We start from the raw sequence: 15581 nt of genomic DNA, 5'->3' as shown, positions 1-15581 counted from the left end.
CGTCGACCGTCAGCGCGGGGGCCGCACACGCACGCAAGTGCACGCAAGGGGGAACATGCTCGTCACCGCCCATGGGCCGATATCTGCCGGATTGCCCGGCCTGACCACCACGGTGCCCAGGGAATACGTCCACCGCGCCGCCCTTTCCGAGGTCTTCCTCACCGGCTGGCAGCGCACCGGCGCCCACGACTTCACCATCACCGCCCAGTGGCCGCGCAGCCACAGCTTCTACACCGCCACGGCGGGGCTGCACGATCCGCTGATGCTCTGCGAGACCGTGCGCCAGACCTTTCCGCTGCTGCTGCACACCGCGTACGGAACCCCGCTCGGCCACCAGCTGAGCTGGTCGCGGTTCAGCTACGCCCTCAACCCGCACGCGCTCCACGTCGGCTGGACACCCGCCGAGCTGGAACTGAGGGTCAGGTGCACGGAGTTCAGCCTCCGCCGGGGCATCCCCGCCGCGGTCTCCCTCGACATCGCCGTCTTCCGCGAAGGCACGCAGATCGCCGTCGCCGACACCCGGTTCGGCTGCATCGCGCCCGCCGTCTACCGGCGCGTGCGCGCGGAACGCGCTGACGTCAGGCGGGTGTTCGCCGCCGTACCCGGTCCGATCGCGCCCCTCGCCCCGGCGCTGGTGGGCCGCGACAACGTGCGCGACGTCGTGCTCGGCCGGGAGGACGGCCCGGGCCGCTGGCCCCTGCGGGTGGACACCGCCCACCCCGTCCTCTTCGACCACCCCGTCGACCACGTCCCCGGCATGGTCCTGCTGGAGGCCGCCCGCCAGGCCGCCCACGCCGTGCGTCCTTCGGCGGGACCGGTGCTGCCCACGTCGATGGACGTCACCTTCCACCGCTACGTCGAGTTCGACTCGCCCTGCCGGATCGAGGCCCAGCCCGGTTCCTCCCCCGGACCGGCCCCCGCGACCCTGCGGGTCGACGCCGTCCAGGACGGGGAGGCCGCCTTCACGGCCGAGGTCACCGTCGCCCCGGCCCCCTGACCGGGGTCGCCCCGACCACCTGATCAGGCCGCCTGATCCTCCCTGCCCGCCCCCGGTCGCCCGTGCCCCGGGGGCGGGGCTAGCGTGGAGGGACGTACGGCAGCGGGAGGCCGGGCATGACGAGGCGGTGGCGCAGTGCGGCGGTGGGGGCGGCCGCGATCGGGCTGGTGGTGGTTCCCGTAGGCGTCGGGGCCGGGTACGTCTGGGAGGCCGCGGCGCCCGCGGCCGGGGTCGTCACCGCTCCCGTGGCCGACGAGTTCCCGCAGCTCACGCCCGCCGTGGCGGCCCGGCTGGACGAGGCCGTCGAGAAGGTGCTGAAGGAGGCCGGGGTGCCGGGCGTGGTCGTCGCGCTCTCCGCCCCCGGCAAGGGCGAGTACGTACGGGCCTTCGGGACCGCCGACAGGGCGACCGGGGCGCCGATGCGCACCGACGTGAACCAGCGCATCGGCAGCGTGACGAAGACCTTCACCGTCACCGCCCTGCTCCAGCTGGTCGACGCGGGCAAGGCCGGACTGGACGACCCCGTCGGGAAGTACGTCGCGGGCGTGCCGAACGGCGACCGGATCACCCTGCGCGAACTGGCCGGGATGCGCAGCGGGCTCTACAACTACTCCGAGGACGAAGGGTTCTTCAAGGCGCTCACGGCCGATCCCCGGCGCCCCTTCACCCCGCAGGAGCTGCTGTCGTACTCCTTCAGGCACCCGGTGCTGTTCGAGCCGGGCGCGAAGTTCGACTACTGCAACACCAACCTGATCCTGCTGGGGCTGGTGGTGGAGAAGCTGAGCGGGACACCCCTGAACCGGTACATCGACGAGCGGGTGGCCGGGCTCGCCGGGCTGCACCACACCCTCTTCCCGACCGGCGCGGAGTTCCCGGAGCCGCACGCGCAGGGCTACACCGACCAGACCGCCTCCGGGAAGACCGAGGACGCTGCCGACTGGAACCCCTCCTGGGGCTGGGCGGCCGGTGCGATGATCTCGGACCTCCCCGACCTGCGGAGCTGGGCGAAGACCCTGGCCACCGGCACCCTGCTGACCCCAGCCACCCAGGCGCAGCGGCTGAAGGTGGTGGAGGCGCTGCCGGGCGCCGGCTACGGCCTGGGCGTCTTCGACGTACAGGGGTGGATCGGGCACAACGGATCGCTGCCGGGCTACCAGGACCTGGTGGTCTACCTCCCCGAGTCGCAGGCGACGCTGGTGGTCATGCTGAACACGGACATCGCCCACGAGGGCAGCGAGCCCAGCACGCTGTTCGGCGAGGCGATCACGAAGACCGTCACTCCCCGGCACGTCTTCACGCTGCCCGCCCAGCCCGTCACCGGACACTGACGCGCGTTCTTCCAGCCCCCGTTCCGCCGCGCACGCGCACAATGGACCGCATCGCGCGAGTGGATCAAGGAGAAACGCATGTTCGGTCAGGCGGAAACCCAGGGCGGCGACGGCACGGGCGGCACGGTCACGGACGAGGGCTCCGGCGTCGTGCTCCGCGTGGCGGGGGAGGCGGACCTGGACACGGCCGCGGAACTCTTCCGCGGCTACCTCGACTTCTACGAGGTGACCGTCCAGGACGCGGACGCCCCAAGGCGGTTCCTCGCGGAGCGGATCGCCAAGGGGGAGTCGCTGGTGCTGCTCGCCGATGCGCCCGGCGTCCCCGGCACGGTCGGGTTCGCGCAGGTCTACCAGGCCTTCTCCTCCCTCACGCTGCGCACGGCGTGGATCCTCAACGACCTGTACGTGGCCCCGGCCGGCCGCCGTACCGGCGCGGGCCGGGCGCTGCTGCGCGAGGTGCTGCGCCGGGCGCGGGAGGCCGGGGTGGCGGGGGTCCAGCTGGAGACCGCGTACGACAATCACGTCGCGCAGGGGCTGTACGAGTCCGAGGGCTTCGTGCGCGAGGAGTTCCACGTGTACTTCCACGACCTCGGCTGAGCCGGAGGGGCCGGGAACGCGGGTGAAACATTTCCCGGGGGCCGTCGCGTCGATGGGGTGAGACGGACGCGAGGGGGAGTGCATGCGGCAGGGTCGCAGAGACGGGTTCCGCGAGTTCGCGGCGGGCCGGTCGGGTCATCTGTACCGGTCGGCCTGTCTGCTGGCCAGCGGGGACACCCACCTCGCCGAGGACCTCGTACAGGAGACCCTGGGGCGGATGTACCTGCTCTGGGGCCGGATCTCGCGCATCGAGAATCCGGCCGCGTACGCGCAGACGGTGCTGGTCCGGGTCTTCCTGACGCACCAGCGCCGCCGCTCGGCGGGGGAGCGCCCGTTCGGGGAGTTCCCCGGGTCCGACGGCGCGCAGCCGGCGGCCGGCGGTGCCGATCCGGCGCTTCGGCTGACGCTGCTGGAGGCGCTGGGGCGGCTGGCGCCCAAGGACCGGGCGGTGCTGGTGCTGCGGTACTGGGAGGACCGCAGCGTCGAGGAGACCGCCGAGGCGATGAAGGTCACCTCGGCGGCCGTACGGACCCGCACCTCCCGGGCGCTGTCCCGGCTGCGGGGGCAGCTGGGCGGCAGCCTCGCCGAGTTCGCGGGCCACTGAGGCCCGGCGCAGTCCTCCCCTCCGCCCTGTCCCTCTCTCCGCCAACCAAGTGGAAGGTCTGGTTCCGCATGCCCCCCATGCCCCTTGAAGACGAGCTCGGCGAAGCCCTCCGGAGCGCGGGTGCCGCCTTCACGCCGGACCCCCAGGCCCTGGTGGAAGCGGGCGAGCGGCGCGGACGCCGGCTGGTGGCCCGCCGCCGGGCCGCCGTGGCCGGGGGCTCCGTGCTGGCCCTGGCCCTGGTCGGGACGGCCGGAGCCTGGACCGGCGGCCTGATCGGGGGTGACGGCAGGGGCGAGGCCGCCTCGGCGCCCGCCCTGCCCAGCCGGGGGCCGGCCAGGCCGCAGGCGGGCGACCTGCCGGACCGGGCCGGCACCGGGGCGGTCACCGCGCAGCAGATGACCGACATCCTGAAGTCGTTCGTGCCGTCCGGCCAGTTCACCCCCGCCGAGAGCCGCGGCACCGATGACCAGGGCCCCATGGCGACGGGACTCGTCGACGACGGCAAGGGGCAGGGGCGCGTGGGCATCCTGCTCACCCGGATCGACCCGGCCGGCGGGATGGCCAAGGAGATGACCACCTGCCCCGACCGCAAGAACGTGGCCTTCGACTCCTGCAAGGAGGAGGTGCTCCCCGACGGCTCCCGGCTGCTGCTGATCCAGAGCTACGACTACGACGACTCCCGCAGGTCGGTGAAGGAGTGGCGGGCCACCCTCGCCACCCCGCAGGGCTACCTCCTCGACGCCTCGGAGTACAACGCGCCCCAGGGCAAGAAGGTCCGCGCCACCCGCGCCGAACCCCCGCTGACCATGGACCGCATGAAGGCCCTGGTGCTGTCGGACAAGTGGCACCCGGCCCTGCGGGACCTGCCGCCCGCACCGTCGGAGAGCGGCTCCCGCAAGGGTCCCGAGGAGGACGCCGAGAGCTTCCTGGCGGCCCTGCTGCGCGGGTACGAGATCCCGGTCGCCGACAAGGGCGGCGACGGGGGCTACGGCTACGTGGTCCTCGACGACGGCAAGGGGCGCTCCCTGGTCGAACTCCGCGTCCGGCGGCTCACGGACAGCGGCGACTTCCCCGCGGACGCCACCGCCCAGCCCGGCGGTGTCCACGCGAAGGTCACCCAGGGCCCCGCCGGCGAGAACGCCCCGGGCGTGGTCCGCTGGTCGGTGGACACCCAGCGGCCCAACGGGGAACGGATCACGGTCTCCGCGTACAACGCCCCCAAGCAGACGGGTCCGGCGAGCCGTACGGCGCCCGCGCTGACCCTGGAGCAGCTGAAGGAGGTCGCGCTGAACCGGCACTGGAAGGACGTGTACGGGCGCTGACGCGGCCGCTGGGGGCGGGCGCGGGTCACTTGGCGTCGGCGTAGCACTCCACCACCGCCGTGGTGAACGGGAAGCGCACCGGGGTGTCCCCGAAGGTGATCCGGCCCGCCCGGTCGCCCGCGGCGCGGATCGCCTCGACGACGGCCTCCGCCTCCTCGGCGGGACAGTGCACGATCACCTCGTCGTGCTGGAAGAACACCAGCTCCGCGCGCATCCCGGCGGTGGCCTGCCGCAGCGCCGCCAGCATCAGCAGGGCCCAGTCGGCGGCGCTGCCCTGTACGACGAAGTTGCGGGTGAACCGGCCGCGGGCGCGGGTGTCGGCGGAGGCGTGGCCCGGGGTCCACCCCGTGTCCTCGGAGCCGGCGCGCTCCTGCTCCTGGGGGATGCCCGCCTCGTCGGCCTCGGCGGCGCCGACGGGCGGCGGGCAGGTGCGGCCCAGCCAGGTCCGTACGAGCCGCCCCTCCTCACCCGCGCGGGCCGCGTCGTCCACGTACGCGACGGCGCGGGGGAAGCGGCGGCGCAGCGCGGCCAGGTTCTTCAGGCCGTCCCCGGAGGTCTGCCCGTAGACCGCGCCGAGCACGGCGATCTTGGCCTTGTCCCGGTCGCCGGAGAAGCCCTGGCGGGAGACGGCCGTGTAGAGGTCCTCGGGACGCCCGGCCACCTCCATGAAGGCCGGGTCGCGGGAGATCGCGGCGAGGACGCGGGGCTCCATCTGGTCGGCGTCGGCCACGACGAGCCGCCATCCCGGGTCGGCGACGACCGCCCGGCGGATCACCTTGGGGATCTGCAGGGCCCCGCCGCCGTTGGTGACCCAGCGGCCGGTGAGGGTGCCGCCGGGGATGAACTCGGGGCGGAACCGGCCCTCGCGGACCCAGTCCGCGAGCCAGGACCAGCCGTGGGCGGTGTAGATCCGGTACAGCTTCTTGTATTCGAGGAGCGGCGCGACGGCGGGGTGGTCGATCTCCTGGATCGCCCAGCGGCGGGTGGACCCGAGCCGGACACCGGCCTGCGCGAAGGCCTTGATGACGTCGGCGGGCAGGTCGGGGCGCACCCGGCGGCCGAAGGCGGCGGAGATCCGGTCGGTGAGCTCGGCGAGGCGGCGGGGCTCGCCGCCGCCGGCGTACCGCTCGCCGAGCAGCTCGGTCAGCAGGGCGCGGTGCACGTCGGCCCGCCAGGGCAGGCCCGCGTGGTGCATCTCGGCGGCGACGAGGAACGCGGCCGACTCGGAGGCGGTGAGCAGGCGCAGCCGGTCGGGGTGCGCGGTGGCGGCGATCCGGCGGGCCTGCTCGGCGTGGACGGCGAGCAGCGCGTCGAGGGGGAGCGGCGCGGTGGCCCCGGGGTCGACGTCGAAGAGGGAGTCCTGCGCGGCCGCCCGCGCGGGCTCGGCGGCGCGCTGCGGGGGGTCCGGGGGGACGGGCGCGTTGTTGAGCCGCGCCCAGGCCGCCGCGGCCGAGCGGGGTTCGCCGGAGCGGCCCTCGTGGGCGAGGAGCAGCAGCTCGGCGTCCTCGATGTCGTAGCACCGCTCGACGCGGGTGCCGGCGGCGAGGATGCGGGGGTAGACGGCGGCGGTGGACCGCCAGATCCAGCGGGTGCCGGGGGGAGCGGAGCGGATCGCTTCCGCGGGGGTGGCGGTGGTGACGGGGGCGGGGCGGGCCCCGGCCGGGTGCAGGGGGGTGGCGTGCCACTGGCCGCCGGCGGTTTCGGCGAGGGCCCAGGGGGTGGTGGGGTGGTCGCTCACGGGTGCGAGTCTCCCACCGGGGTCTGACAGTCCCCGGCCCCTGCCCCCGCCGGGCGTGTGCGGGACCCCCCTGGCCGGGGCGCGGACGAGTGCGCAAAGCTGAGGGGGTGAGTACGTGTGCCGAGATCGTCGACCGGGCCTTCGCGGCCGCCCTCTACGCCCAGGACGACGCCGGGCTCGACATCGGCGCGTCCGTGCTCGCCGCCGACGCCGCGGCGTGGGGCGGGGTCGGGCGGGAGCTGCTCGCGCGCGGGGAGGCGTACGTACGGCAGGCGTGGGAGCGGGGGTGGCAGCCCGCCGACGTGCTGCGGCTGGTGCGGCGGGACCTGGACGCCGTGCACCTCGCCGTCGCCGGTGACGTGATCGCCGCCGAGGCCCGCCGGTACGCCCGGCTCCCCGAGCGGTGGGGCGCGGCGGAGGTGTGGTGGGCGGCGGACGAGGAGTACGCCGACCGGCTCGCGCGCCGCGAGCGGGCGGACCGGTTCACCCTGGCCACCGCCGTCCTGGAACTGTTCCGGCTGCTGGTCCGGCTGCCGTCCATCGAGCCCGTGGGGCCGGTTCCGGGGGACCCGGCCGGTGACGCCCTGGCGCACGCGCACATCGAGCCGCGCATGCTCGGCCGGATCCGGGCGCTGCTGGCGAAGGCCGAGGCGACGACCTACCCCGAGGAGGCGGAGGCGCTCAGCGCGAAGGCGCAGGAGCTGATGGCCCGGCACACCGTGGACGAGGCGCTGCTCGCGGTGCGCGGCGGCGGTCCGGCGCAGGTGCCCGGGGCCTGCCGCATCGGGGTCGAGCCCCCGTACGAGGAGGCCAAGGCGGTGCTGCTCGACGCGGTGGCCACCGCCAACCGCTGCCGGGCGGTGTGGAACAGCGGGTTCGAGTTCTCGACGGTGGTCGGCTTCGAGAGCGATCTGGAGGCCGTCGAGCTGCTGTACACCTCGCTGCTCGTGCAGGGCACGGCGGCGATGACCCGGGCCGAGGCCGCCCAGCGGGCCGGCGGGCGCAAGCGGACCAAGACCTTCCGGCAGTCCTTCCTGCTCGCCTACGCCAGCCGGCTCGGGCGGCGGCTCGCCGAGACCGCCGAGCACACGGCCACCGAGGCCCCCGACAACCTGCCCGCCCTGGTGGCCCGGGACGTGGCGGTCGGCGCACGGGCCGACGAGATGTTCCCCCGGACCACGACCACCCGGCTGCGCGGCGCCACCGACCACGCGGGCTGGGAGGACGGCACGGCGGCCGCCGACGCCGCCCACGTCGGCGGGCGGCGCCCCTCCCTGCCCTAGGCCGTCTCTTCCGTGCGCAGGGCCCGGGCCTCCGACTTGAGGATGCGGGCCGACCTGCCCAGCGAACGGGCCATGTCCGGCAGCCTCTTCGAGCCGAAGACCAGCAGGGCGACCGCCAGGACGATGATCACGTGCCAGGGTTCCAGGCCGTTGCGGAGCATGCGGTGCCCACCTTTCGGACGACGGTCGATCGACGGTGCGACCCATCGAACAGGGCCGCACGGGTGGTGCACAACTCTGAAGAAAAGCTGAAAAGAGTTACGAACCGATACGCTCGACGCCATGAGCTGGCTCCGCGCGCTGAAGGACACCGCGCGCGCGGGCATGACGGTCGAACGGGCCCGCCTGGAGCCCCTCGTCGCCCTCCGGGCCGCCGTCGGGCTCGCCGTCGTCATCGGCGCCGGGCTGGCCCTCCTCGGGCCGGGCGCGGCGGCCAGTTCCGCGTTCGGCGCCTTCATGGCCGCCATCGCCACCTTCCAGCAGAGCTGGCGCCCGCGCCCCGTGCTCGCCCTCGCCTCCGGGCTGACCCTGGCCGTCTCCACCTTCACCGGGTACCTCGTCGGGTCGGCCCACGTCGGGCTGTTCCTGCCGATGCTCGCCCTGTGGGCCTTCGCGGCGGGGCTGATGTGGGCGGCCGGGCCCACCGCGGGGATCATCGCCTCCGGCAACGTCGCGATCATGCTGGTCACCGTCACCCTGCCGGCCTCCGTCCCGCAGGCGGCCGGGCACGCCGCGGTGATCGCCGCCGGCGGGGTGGTGCAGGCGCTGCTCATCGTGCTGTTCCCGGTCCGCCGCTGGGGCGCCCAGCGCGACGCCCTGGCCGACGCGCTCGCCGCCGAGGCCGACTACGCCCGCCGGCTGCGGCACGACCCCGTCGCCTCCTTCGACCCCGGGCCGCTGATGAAGGCCCGGGACGCCGCCGCCGTCACCGTCCGGCAGGCCCGGCGGCGGCCCGCCGAGCTGCACGGGGCGCGGGGGCTCGCGGAGCGGGTCCGGCCCGTGCTGGCCTCGCTCGCCGATCCGGCCGTCGGGGCCCCCGCCGAGGGGCCGGCCCGCGAGCGGGTGCGGGAGCTGCTGGACGCCGCCGGGGCGGTGCTGGACGCCGCCGCGCACGCCATCCGCCACGGGGAGCCCGTACGCCCGCCCGCGCCGGCGCTGGCCGTGCTGAAGGCGCCCGACCTGCCGGACGTCTTCACCGGCGCGCCGCTGCGGGCCGCGCGCAGGCTCGCCGCCCTGCTGGACGACGTACTGGAGACGGCCGAGCCGGGCTCCGGGCGCGCCGCGGACCCCGCCGAGGCCATGCTGAGGCCCTCCGTGCCCGCCCTGGTGCCGCTGGTGCTGAAGTCCGTACGGGCCGAGCTGCGGCCCGGCTCGCCCGTGCTGCGGCACGCCGTCCGGGTCACTGCGGCGGCGTGCGCGGGCTACCTCATCGGGCACGCGCTGCCGTTCGGGCACGCCTACTGGGCGCCGATGGCCTCGGTGATGGTGATGCGGCCCGACTTCACCCAGACCTGGTCCCGCGCCGTCGCCCGCTTCGGCGGCACCCTGGTCGGGGTGGGCGCGGCCACCGCGGTCGTGCGGCTGGCGCAGCCGGGGATGTACCTGTCGGGGCTGCTGGCCGTGGTCAGCGCGGGCCTGATGTACGTGCTGATGCGCACCGGGTACGCCGTCACGCAGGTCTTCGTCTCCGCCTACGTGGTCTTCCTGCTCGGCATGGGCGGCGTCCGGTGGGACCAGACGGTGCCCGACCGGATCGCCCTCACCCTGGTCGGCGGGGTCCTCGCGATGCTCGCCTACGCCGTCTACCCGGCCTGGGAGACGCCCCGGCTGCGCACCCGCCTCGCCGACTGGCTCGCCGCCGACGGGCGGTACGCGGCCGCCGTGCTCGGGCAGTACGCCGATCCGGCCGGGGCCCGGCGCGCGGACGTGCGGGAGGAGCTGCTGGCGGCCCGCGACGCCCGGATCGCCTGGCAGGAGGCCCTCTCCCGGGCGGAGGGGGAGCCGGTGCGGCACCGGGGGCTGTCCCGGGCGGCCGCCGAGGGCGCGGGGGACGCGCTGGCGGCGCTGGGGCGGGGCGTGATGCTGCTGGAGGCCCACCTCCCCGACCGCGACCGTGACCCCGTGCCGGGGGCCGCGGAGCTGGCGCGGGCGCTGCGGGAGGCGACCGGGGCGGGCGCGAAGGCGGTCCGGGAGCGGAAGGTCCCGCGGTGGGACGGGGTCCGGGAGCTGCTGGCGGGCTGGCAGGCCCCCGAACCGGGCGTCCTGCGCGGGGCGGCGGAGCAGCTGCTGGACTCGCTGGACGAGGTGTCGGAGGCGCTGCGGCCCTGAACGGAGGCACTGCGGCCGCCGAACCGGAGCGCTCGCCGCCGCCGAACCGGAGCGCCGGGGTCCTGAACCGCCATCAATGGTGATCAACAGTGACGGGCGGAACACCGCGCGTGCACGTGCATCTGCCCATGCATGCGGTGGTGAACACAGCTATGATCCGGTGCAGTTGACATCTGCACTATCGGGGGCTTCCTGTGGACCACGCGTACAACGGGATGGCAGCTGCAGAACTCACTTCCCTGTACGAGCTGACCTGGCAGAAGAGCAGACACAGCAACTCGCAGGGATCCTGCGTGGAGTTCGCCAGACTGCCCGGGGGCGACGTCGCCATGCGCAACTCGCGCTTTCCCGACGGGCCGGCGCTCGTCTACACGCCGGCCGAGATAGAGGCGCTGCTGGCGGGCGTCAAGGACGGCGAGTTCGACCACCTGGTCGGCTGACGGAACGGCGCAAAGATCACGCCATGCACGTGCACCGGCCGGGACCGATCGCAGTGATCGGGCCCGGCCGGTCGTCCGAGTACGTGGTGCGCGTGCGGCGGCGGCCGCTCAGCCCTGGAGCATGAACAGCGCCCAGACCACCTTGCCGGTGAGCCGCCCCGCGAGCGGGTGCCAGCCCCAGCTGTCGCTGTAGGCGTCCACCAGGAACAGCCCCCGCCCGGACTCCAGGTCGCAGTTCTCGTCCGTGCGCTCCGGTGCGAAGGATCCGCCCGGCCGGTCCTCGCTGGGGTCCCGCACCGCGCACACCAGCCGCGTGCTCCACCGCATCAGGTGCAGCCGCACCGCCGCCTCCGGCTCGCCGGACGGCCGCGCCTCGTCCGGCAGGGCGTGGCGCAGGGCGTTGGTGACGAGCTCGGACACGACCAGCGAGACGTCGTCGAAGCGGTCGTCCAGGCCCCACTGGGAAAGGGTCGACCTGGTGAAGGAGCGGGCGCCGCGCACCGCCTCGAACCGGGCGGGCAGGGCGCAGGAGGCGGAACCGGAGACGGCCGTGGGGTCGACCGGGGGCAGCCCCTGCCGTAACGGCTCGAGCATGGTCGATCCATTCGTCCCCATGCGAGGCACTCCCGGGATTCGCGGACGAAGCGGGCGGCTCCGTCCAAAGAGAACTGCGGGGTGGGTCCCGCGCCGGCGCGAAGAGCACGCAGGTGCGCGGCACCATCGTTCCGAATGCCGAAGCCGGATGCAAGGGCAGATGCACGTGCACGCGCCCGACCCGTCCACTCCCGTGACGGTTCTTGCTCATTTCTTCCTACGCATACTTACGGACTTCTTTTCCGGGACGCCGGATTCCGTTACAGAACGAGTACGGGCCGATGCGTTTTGGTGGCAGACTGCGGCACCGGGGTACGGGGGCCCCGCCGAGGCACGCGCACACCACGCGCACACCATTGCGATGGGGAGGGCAGGACTAGTGACCGCAGAAGCCAGCGGTTCTGTGGTGCGCCGCATCCTCCTGGGCTCACAGCTCAGGCGACTCCGAGAATCCCGCGGCATCACCCGTGAGGCGGCCGGCTACTCGATCCGCGCATCCGAATCGAAGATCAGCCGCTTGGAGTTGGGAAGGGTGAGCTTCAAGGCCAGGGACGTGGAGGACCTCCTCACGCTCTACGGGGTCACCGACGGCGCCGAGCGGGAGTCCCTGCTCGGCCTGGTCCGCGAAGCCAACGCGGCCGGCTGGTGGCACAGCTACGGCGACGTGCTGCCCGGGTGGTTCCAGACGTACGTCGGGCTGGAGGGAGCGGCCTCCCTCATCCGGATCTACGAGGTGCAGTTCGTCCACGGCCTGCTCCAGACCGAGGCGTACGCCCAGGCCGTCGTGCGCCGCGGCATGCCCGGCGCGACCGCCGCCGAGATCGACCGCCGCGTCGCGCTGCGCCTGGAGCGCCAGAAGGTCCTGGTCTCCGAGAACGCGCCCGTCTTCCACGCCGTCCTCGACGAGGCCGCGCTGCGCCGCCCGTACGGCGACAGGGACGTGATGCGCGGCCAGCTCGAACACCTCATCGAGATCAGTCAGCGGCCCAACGTGCGGCTCCAGGTGATGCCCTTCTCCTTCGGCGGCCACGCGGGCGAGAGCGGAGCCTTCACCCTGCTGCGCTTCCCCGAGTCCGACCTCCAGGACATCGTCTATCTGGAACAGCTGACCAGCGCGCTCTACCTGGACAAAGAAGAAGAAGTGGCCCAGTACGCGCGGGCGATGGAGCGGCTCCAGGCCGACTGCCCCGATCCCGGCCAGACCCGCGATCTCCTGCGCGGACTCCTCCAACTGTCTTGAACCGCACGTACTATGACGTCTGATCAGTGCATGAAGATGACCGATCGGTCTCCGGTGCAGCGCAAGGGTGCGCGCTCGCAGTAAGGGATGGCATGTCCATATTCACCGACCTGGCTCACCAGTACATCGACGGCGAATGGCTGGCCGGCACCGGTTCGTGGGACATCATCGACGTCAACCCGTACAACGGGGAGAAGCTCGCGGCCGTCACCGTGGCCACCGTCGAGCAGGTCGACCGGGCCTACCGTGCCGCCGAGCGGGCCCAGCGCGACTGGGCGGCCACCGGCCCCTACGCGAGACGCACCGTCCTGGAGCGCGCCCTGCGGATCACGGAGGAACGCCAGAAGGAGATCGTCGAGGCGATGATCGACGAGCTCGGCGGGACCCGTCCCAAGGCCGAGTACGAGGTCCACCTCGCGATGGAGTTCCTGCGCGAGGCGGTCCAGCTGGCCGTCCGCCCCGAGGGCCGCATCCTGCCCTCGCCCGTCGCGGGCAAGGAGAACCGGGTCCAGCGCCTCCCGGTCGGCGTGGTGGCGGTGATCAGCCCCTTCAACTTCCCCTTCCTGGTGACCCTGAAGTCGGTCGCCCCGGCGCTGGCGCTCGGCAACGCGGTCGTGATCAAGCCGAACCAGAACGCCCCGGTGGCCGGCGGCGGGATCATCGCCAAGATCTTCGAGGACGCGGGCCTGCCGGCCGGACTGCTGAACGTGCTGGTCACGGACATCGCGGAGATAGGCGACGCGATCCTGACCCACCCCGTCCCCAAGGTCATCTCCTTCGCCGGCTCCGACCGCACCGGCCGCCACGTCGGCTCGGTCGCCGCCCGCCACTTCAAGCGGACCGTCCTCGAACTGAGCGGCAACAGCGCCCTGGTCGTCCTCGACGACGCCGACGTCGACTACGCGGTGGACGCGGCCGTCTTCAGCCGCTTCGTCTTCCAGGGCCAGGTCTGCATGGCCGCCAACCGGATCCTCGTCGACGTGAGCGTGGCCGAGGAGTTCACCGAGAAGTTCACCGCCCGCGTGCGCGCCCTGAAGACCGGGGACCCCCGCGAGGCCGACACCCACATCGGCCCGCTCATCAACTCCTTCCAGGCGGACGCGCTGACCGCGCTCGTGGACCGCGCCGTGGAGTCCGGGGCGCGGGCCCTCGTACGGGGATCTACGCGCGGCAACCTGGTCGAGCCGACCGTCCTGGCCGACCTCCCCGAGGACTCCCCGCTGCTGGGCCAGGAGATCTTCGGGCCGGTCGCCCTGCTGGTGGTCTTCGACGGGGAGGAGGAGGCCGTACGCCTGGCCAACGCGACCCCGTACGGGCTCAGCGGCGCGGTGCACACCCGCGACGTGGAGCGCGGCGTCCGCTTCGCCCGGCGCATCGAGACCGGCATGATCCACGTCAACGACTCCACCATCGGCGACGAGCCCCTGGCGGCCTTCGGCGGCGAGAAGGCCTCCGGGCTGGGGCGCCTGGGCGGCGAGGCCACCGTGGAGGCCTTCACCACCCAGAAATGGATCTCGGTCCAGCACGGCCGGACGACTTTCCCGTTCTAGAGGGGTTCAGGACAGAACCTGACCGCAATCGCCCGTAGCGTGGTCGGTGTCAGGGGGAAAGGCCCCCACACCACCACGGCAAAGGCGGTCGGTCATGGCACACCCCACTCAGGAAGTCGCCGGCGACGAGCGCGGCACGCTCCTGCTGTTCGTCGAGGACCAGCGCGAGGCCCTGCGCAGGGCGGCGTCCGGGCTCACGGAGGAGCAGACCTCCAGCCGCCCGACCGCGAGCGAGCTGTCCCTGGGCGGGCTGGTCAAGCACGTCGCGGAGGTCGAGCTCACCTGGCTGCGCCTGGCCCAGCAGAAGCCGAACGAGCACGGGCGCGCGCCCGCGGACTGGCACGAAGGCTTCCGGCTGACCGAGGGGGAGAGCCTCGCCTCCGCCCTCGCCTTCTGGGACACGGTCAAGGAGCAGACGGCCGACTTCGTCAAGACGGTCCCCAGCCTGGACGAGACCTTCCCGCTGCCGCCGGCCCCCTGGTTCCCCAAGGACGCCACGGTCTCGATGCGCTGGATGCTCCTGCACCTGGTCCGCGAGTTCGCCCGGCACGCGGGCCACGCGGACATCATCCGCGAGACCCTGGACGGCACGAAGGCGATGGGCTGACACCCCGCCCGGAAAACCGGACTTGCACCTCACGTGGCGTGAGGAAGCACAGTGGGGGGCGTACCCAACCGTAAGGAGCGGAAAGCGATGGGCTACTCCGTGGGCCAGGTCGCCGGTTTCGCCGGAGTCACGGTGCGCACCCTGCACCACTACGACGAGATCGGGCTGCTCTCCCCGAGCGGCCGCAGCGGCGCGGGACACCGGCGGTACGACGACGCCGACCTGGACCGGCTGCACCGGATCCTGTTCTACCGGGAGCTCGGCTTCCCGCTCGACGAGGTCGCGGTCCTGCTGGACGATCCGCACTCGGACCCGAGGGAGCACCTGCGCCGGCAGCACGCCCTCCTGTCCGATCGGATCGCCCGGCTCCAGCAGATGGCCAAGGCCGTCGAGCACGCCATGGAGGCGAAGAAGATGGGCATCAACCTCACGCCCGAGGAGCGGTTCGAGGTCTTCGGGGACAAGGACCCCGAGCAGTACGCGGAGGAGGCCGAGCAGCGCTGGGGCGGCACGGAGGCCTACGCGGAGTCGCAGCGCAGGGCCGCCGGCTACACGAAGGACGACTGGAAGCGCATCCAGGACGAGTCCGCCGACTGGGGCGCCCGGTACGCGGCGCTGGTGGCGGCGGGCGAGCCGGCGGAGGGCGGGGCGGCCATGGACATGGCCGAGGAGCACCGCCTGCACATCGGCCAGTGGTACTACGACTGCCCGTACGAGATGCACACCTGCCTCGGTGACATGTACGTCGAGGACGAGCGCTTCAAGGCCTACTACGACTCGATGGGTCCCGGCGTCGCCGAGCACCTGCGGGACGCGATCACGGCGAACGCCGTGCGCAAGGCGTAGCCCGGCGTAGCGGAACCTTCACCCATCCCGCCCCCTCCGGTCCCTGGAACCCGGTGGGGGCGGTGTGCGTTCATAATTGAGACCGCCTGCCATGTCGCGTCCCCCAC

At 73.4% G+C, this 15581-nt stretch carries 15 protein-coding genes; 12 read left to right on the top strand and 3 right to left on the bottom strand.

Features of this window, described 5'->3' with window-relative positions:
* Positions 1-55 precede the first annotated feature (55 nt).
* The 5 genes from ACZ7IF_RS23135 to ACZ7IF_RS23115 all read left to right on the top strand — a co-directional run bounded on the left by ACZ7IF_RS23135 (position 56) and on the right by ACZ7IF_RS23115 (position 4848).
* On the top strand, positions 56-997 hold the full coding sequence (locus tag ACZ7IF_RS23135; RefSeq protein ID WP_470974254.1) for a ScbA/BarX family gamma-butyrolactone biosynthesis protein: 942 nt from the start codon (positions 56-58) through the stop codon (positions 995-997).
* 116 nt (positions 998-1113) lie between these two features.
* Complete coding sequence (locus ACZ7IF_RS23130) at positions 1114-2325, top strand: serine hydrolase domain-containing protein (RefSeq protein WP_470974252.1); 1212 nt, start codon at positions 1114-1116, stop codon at positions 2323-2325.
* Positions 2326-2403: 78 nt separating this feature from the next.
* Positions 2404-2922 (top strand): GNAT family N-acetyltransferase, encoded by a 519-nt coding sequence (locus ACZ7IF_RS23125; RefSeq protein ID WP_470974250.1) that lies wholly within the window; start codon positions 2404-2406, stop codon positions 2920-2922.
* 82 nt (positions 2923-3004) lie between these two features.
* Positions 3005-3526, top strand: a complete 522-nt coding sequence (locus ACZ7IF_RS23120) for a SigE family RNA polymerase sigma factor (protein ID WP_470974247.1) — start codon at positions 3005-3007, stop codon at positions 3524-3526.
* Positions 3527-3603: 77 nt separating this feature from the next.
* Positions 3604-4848: a hypothetical protein gene (locus ACZ7IF_RS23115; protein ID WP_470974245.1), complete on the top strand. Its 1245-nt coding sequence runs from the start codon at positions 3604-3606 to the stop codon at positions 4846-4848.
* A 25-nt stretch (positions 4849-4873) separates the two neighbouring features.
* On the opposite strand, the gene ACZ7IF_RS23110 is transcribed toward ACZ7IF_RS23115, so the two are convergent.
* On the bottom strand, positions 4874-6586 hold the full coding sequence (locus ACZ7IF_RS23110) for a bifunctional 3'-5' exonuclease/DNA polymerase (RefSeq protein ID WP_470974242.1): 1713 nt from the start codon (positions 6584-6586) through the stop codon (positions 4874-4876).
* Between the two features lie 107 nt (positions 6587-6693).
* On the opposite strand from ACZ7IF_RS23110, the gene ACZ7IF_RS23105 reads away from it, so the two are divergent.
* Positions 6694-7869, top strand: a complete 1176-nt coding sequence (locus ACZ7IF_RS23105; protein ID WP_470974240.1) for a DUF2786 domain-containing protein — start codon at positions 6694-6696, stop codon at positions 7867-7869.
* Here ACZ7IF_RS23105 and tatA read toward each other — a convergent pair.
* Entirely contained in the window at positions 7866-8030 is a 165-nt protein-coding gene (tatA, locus tag ACZ7IF_RS23100) for a Sec-independent protein translocase subunit TatA (RefSeq protein ID WP_470974237.1), read from the bottom strand. The two genes, ACZ7IF_RS23105 and tatA, sit on opposite strands and share 4 nt — an antisense overlap.
* 121 nt (positions 8031-8151) lie before the next feature.
* On the opposite strand from tatA, the gene ACZ7IF_RS23095 reads away from it, so the two are divergent.
* Together ACZ7IF_RS23095 and ACZ7IF_RS23090 are read left to right on the top strand one after the other, a co-directional pair.
* Positions 8152-10197 (top strand): FUSC family protein, encoded by a 2046-nt coding sequence (locus ACZ7IF_RS23095; RefSeq protein WP_470974235.1) that lies wholly within the window; start codon positions 8152-8154, stop codon positions 10195-10197.
* Between the two features lie 194 nt (positions 10198-10391).
* Positions 10392-10637 carry a DUF397 domain-containing protein gene (locus tag ACZ7IF_RS23090; protein ID WP_007264886.1) on the top strand — a complete coding sequence of 82 codons (246 nt, stop codon included), beginning with the start codon at positions 10392-10394 and terminating at the stop codon, positions 10635-10637.
* Positions 10638-10745: 108 nt separating this feature from the next.
* Here ACZ7IF_RS23090 and ACZ7IF_RS23085 read toward each other — a convergent pair whose 3' ends face one another.
* Positions 10746-11231 (bottom strand): ATP-binding protein, encoded by a 486-nt coding sequence (locus ACZ7IF_RS23085; protein ID WP_470974232.1) that lies wholly within the window; start codon positions 11229-11231, stop codon positions 10746-10748.
* 361 nt (positions 11232-11592) lie between these two features.
* Here ACZ7IF_RS23085 and ACZ7IF_RS23080 point away from each other — a divergent pair, with 361 nt between their 5' ends.
* From ACZ7IF_RS23080 to ACZ7IF_RS23065, 4 genes are all read left to right on the top strand, one after another.
* On the top strand, positions 11593-12471 hold the full coding sequence (locus ACZ7IF_RS23080) for a helix-turn-helix domain-containing protein (protein WP_470974231.1): 879 nt from the start codon (positions 11593-11595) through the stop codon (positions 12469-12471).
* A 92-nt stretch (positions 12472-12563) separates the two neighbouring features.
* Positions 12564-14021, top strand: a complete 1458-nt coding sequence (locus ACZ7IF_RS23075; RefSeq protein ID WP_470974230.1) for an aldehyde dehydrogenase family protein — start codon at positions 12564-12566, stop codon at positions 14019-14021.
* 94 nt (positions 14022-14115) lie between these two features.
* Positions 14116-14628, top strand: coding sequence for a DinB family protein (locus ACZ7IF_RS23070; RefSeq protein WP_470974229.1), 513 nt, complete (start codon positions 14116-14118; stop codon positions 14626-14628).
* An 87-nt stretch (positions 14629-14715) separates the two neighbouring features.
* Positions 14716-15474 (top strand): MerR family transcriptional regulator, encoded by a 759-nt coding sequence (locus ACZ7IF_RS23065; protein ID WP_470974226.1) that lies wholly within the window; start codon positions 14716-14718, stop codon positions 15472-15474.
* Positions 15475-15581 lie beyond the last annotated feature (107 nt).

Source organism: Streptomyces sp. NPDC037421 (genome assembly GCF_055602105.1).
This window is presented reverse-complemented; position numbering and strand designations above follow the sequence as displayed.

What these genes read in the sequence shown, in the direction of transcription:
- ACZ7IF_RS23135 (WP_470974254.1), top strand. Translation starts at nt 56, where the DNA reads ATGCTCGTCACCGCCCATGGGCCGATATCTGCCGGATTGCCCGGCCTG.
- ACZ7IF_RS23075 (WP_470974230.1), top strand. Translation starts at nt 12,564, where the DNA reads ATGTCCATATTCACCGACCTGGCTCACCAGTACATCGACGGCGAATGG.
- ACZ7IF_RS23065 (WP_470974226.1), top strand. Translation starts at nt 14,716, where the DNA reads ATGGGCTACTCCGTGGGCCAGGTCGCCGGTTTCGCCGGAGTCACGGTG.
- ACZ7IF_RS23070 (WP_470974229.1), top strand. Translation starts at nt 14,116, where the DNA reads ATGGCACACCCCACTCAGGAAGTCGCCGGCGACGAGCGCGGCACGCTC.
- ACZ7IF_RS23125 (WP_470974250.1), top strand. Translation starts at nt 2,404, where the DNA reads ATGTTCGGTCAGGCGGAAACCCAGGGCGGCGACGGCACGGGCGGCACG.
- ACZ7IF_RS23095 (WP_470974235.1), top strand. Translation starts at nt 8,152, where the DNA reads ATGAGCTGGCTCCGCGCGCTGAAGGACACCGCGCGCGCGGGCATGACG.
- ACZ7IF_RS23085 (WP_470974232.1), bottom strand. Translation starts at nt 11,231, where the DNA reads ATGCTCGAGCCGTTACGGCAGGGGCTGCCCCCGGTCGACCCCACGGCC.
- ACZ7IF_RS23120 (WP_470974247.1), top strand. Translation starts at nt 3,005, where the DNA reads ATGCGGCAGGGTCGCAGAGACGGGTTCCGCGAGTTCGCGGCGGGCCGG.
- tatA (WP_470974237.1), bottom strand. Translation starts at nt 8,030, where the DNA reads ATGCTCCGCAACGGCCTGGAACCCTGGCACGTGATCATCGTCCTGGCG.
- ACZ7IF_RS23115 (WP_470974245.1), top strand. Translation starts at nt 3,604, where the DNA reads ATGCCCCTTGAAGACGAGCTCGGCGAAGCCCTCCGGAGCGCGGGTGCC.
- ACZ7IF_RS23130 (WP_470974252.1), top strand. Translation starts at nt 1,114, where the DNA reads ATGACGAGGCGGTGGCGCAGTGCGGCGGTGGGGGCGGCCGCGATCGGG.
- ACZ7IF_RS23080 (WP_470974231.1), top strand. Translation starts at nt 11,593, where the DNA reads ATGGGGAGGGCAGGACTAGTGACCGCAGAAGCCAGCGGTTCTGTGGTG.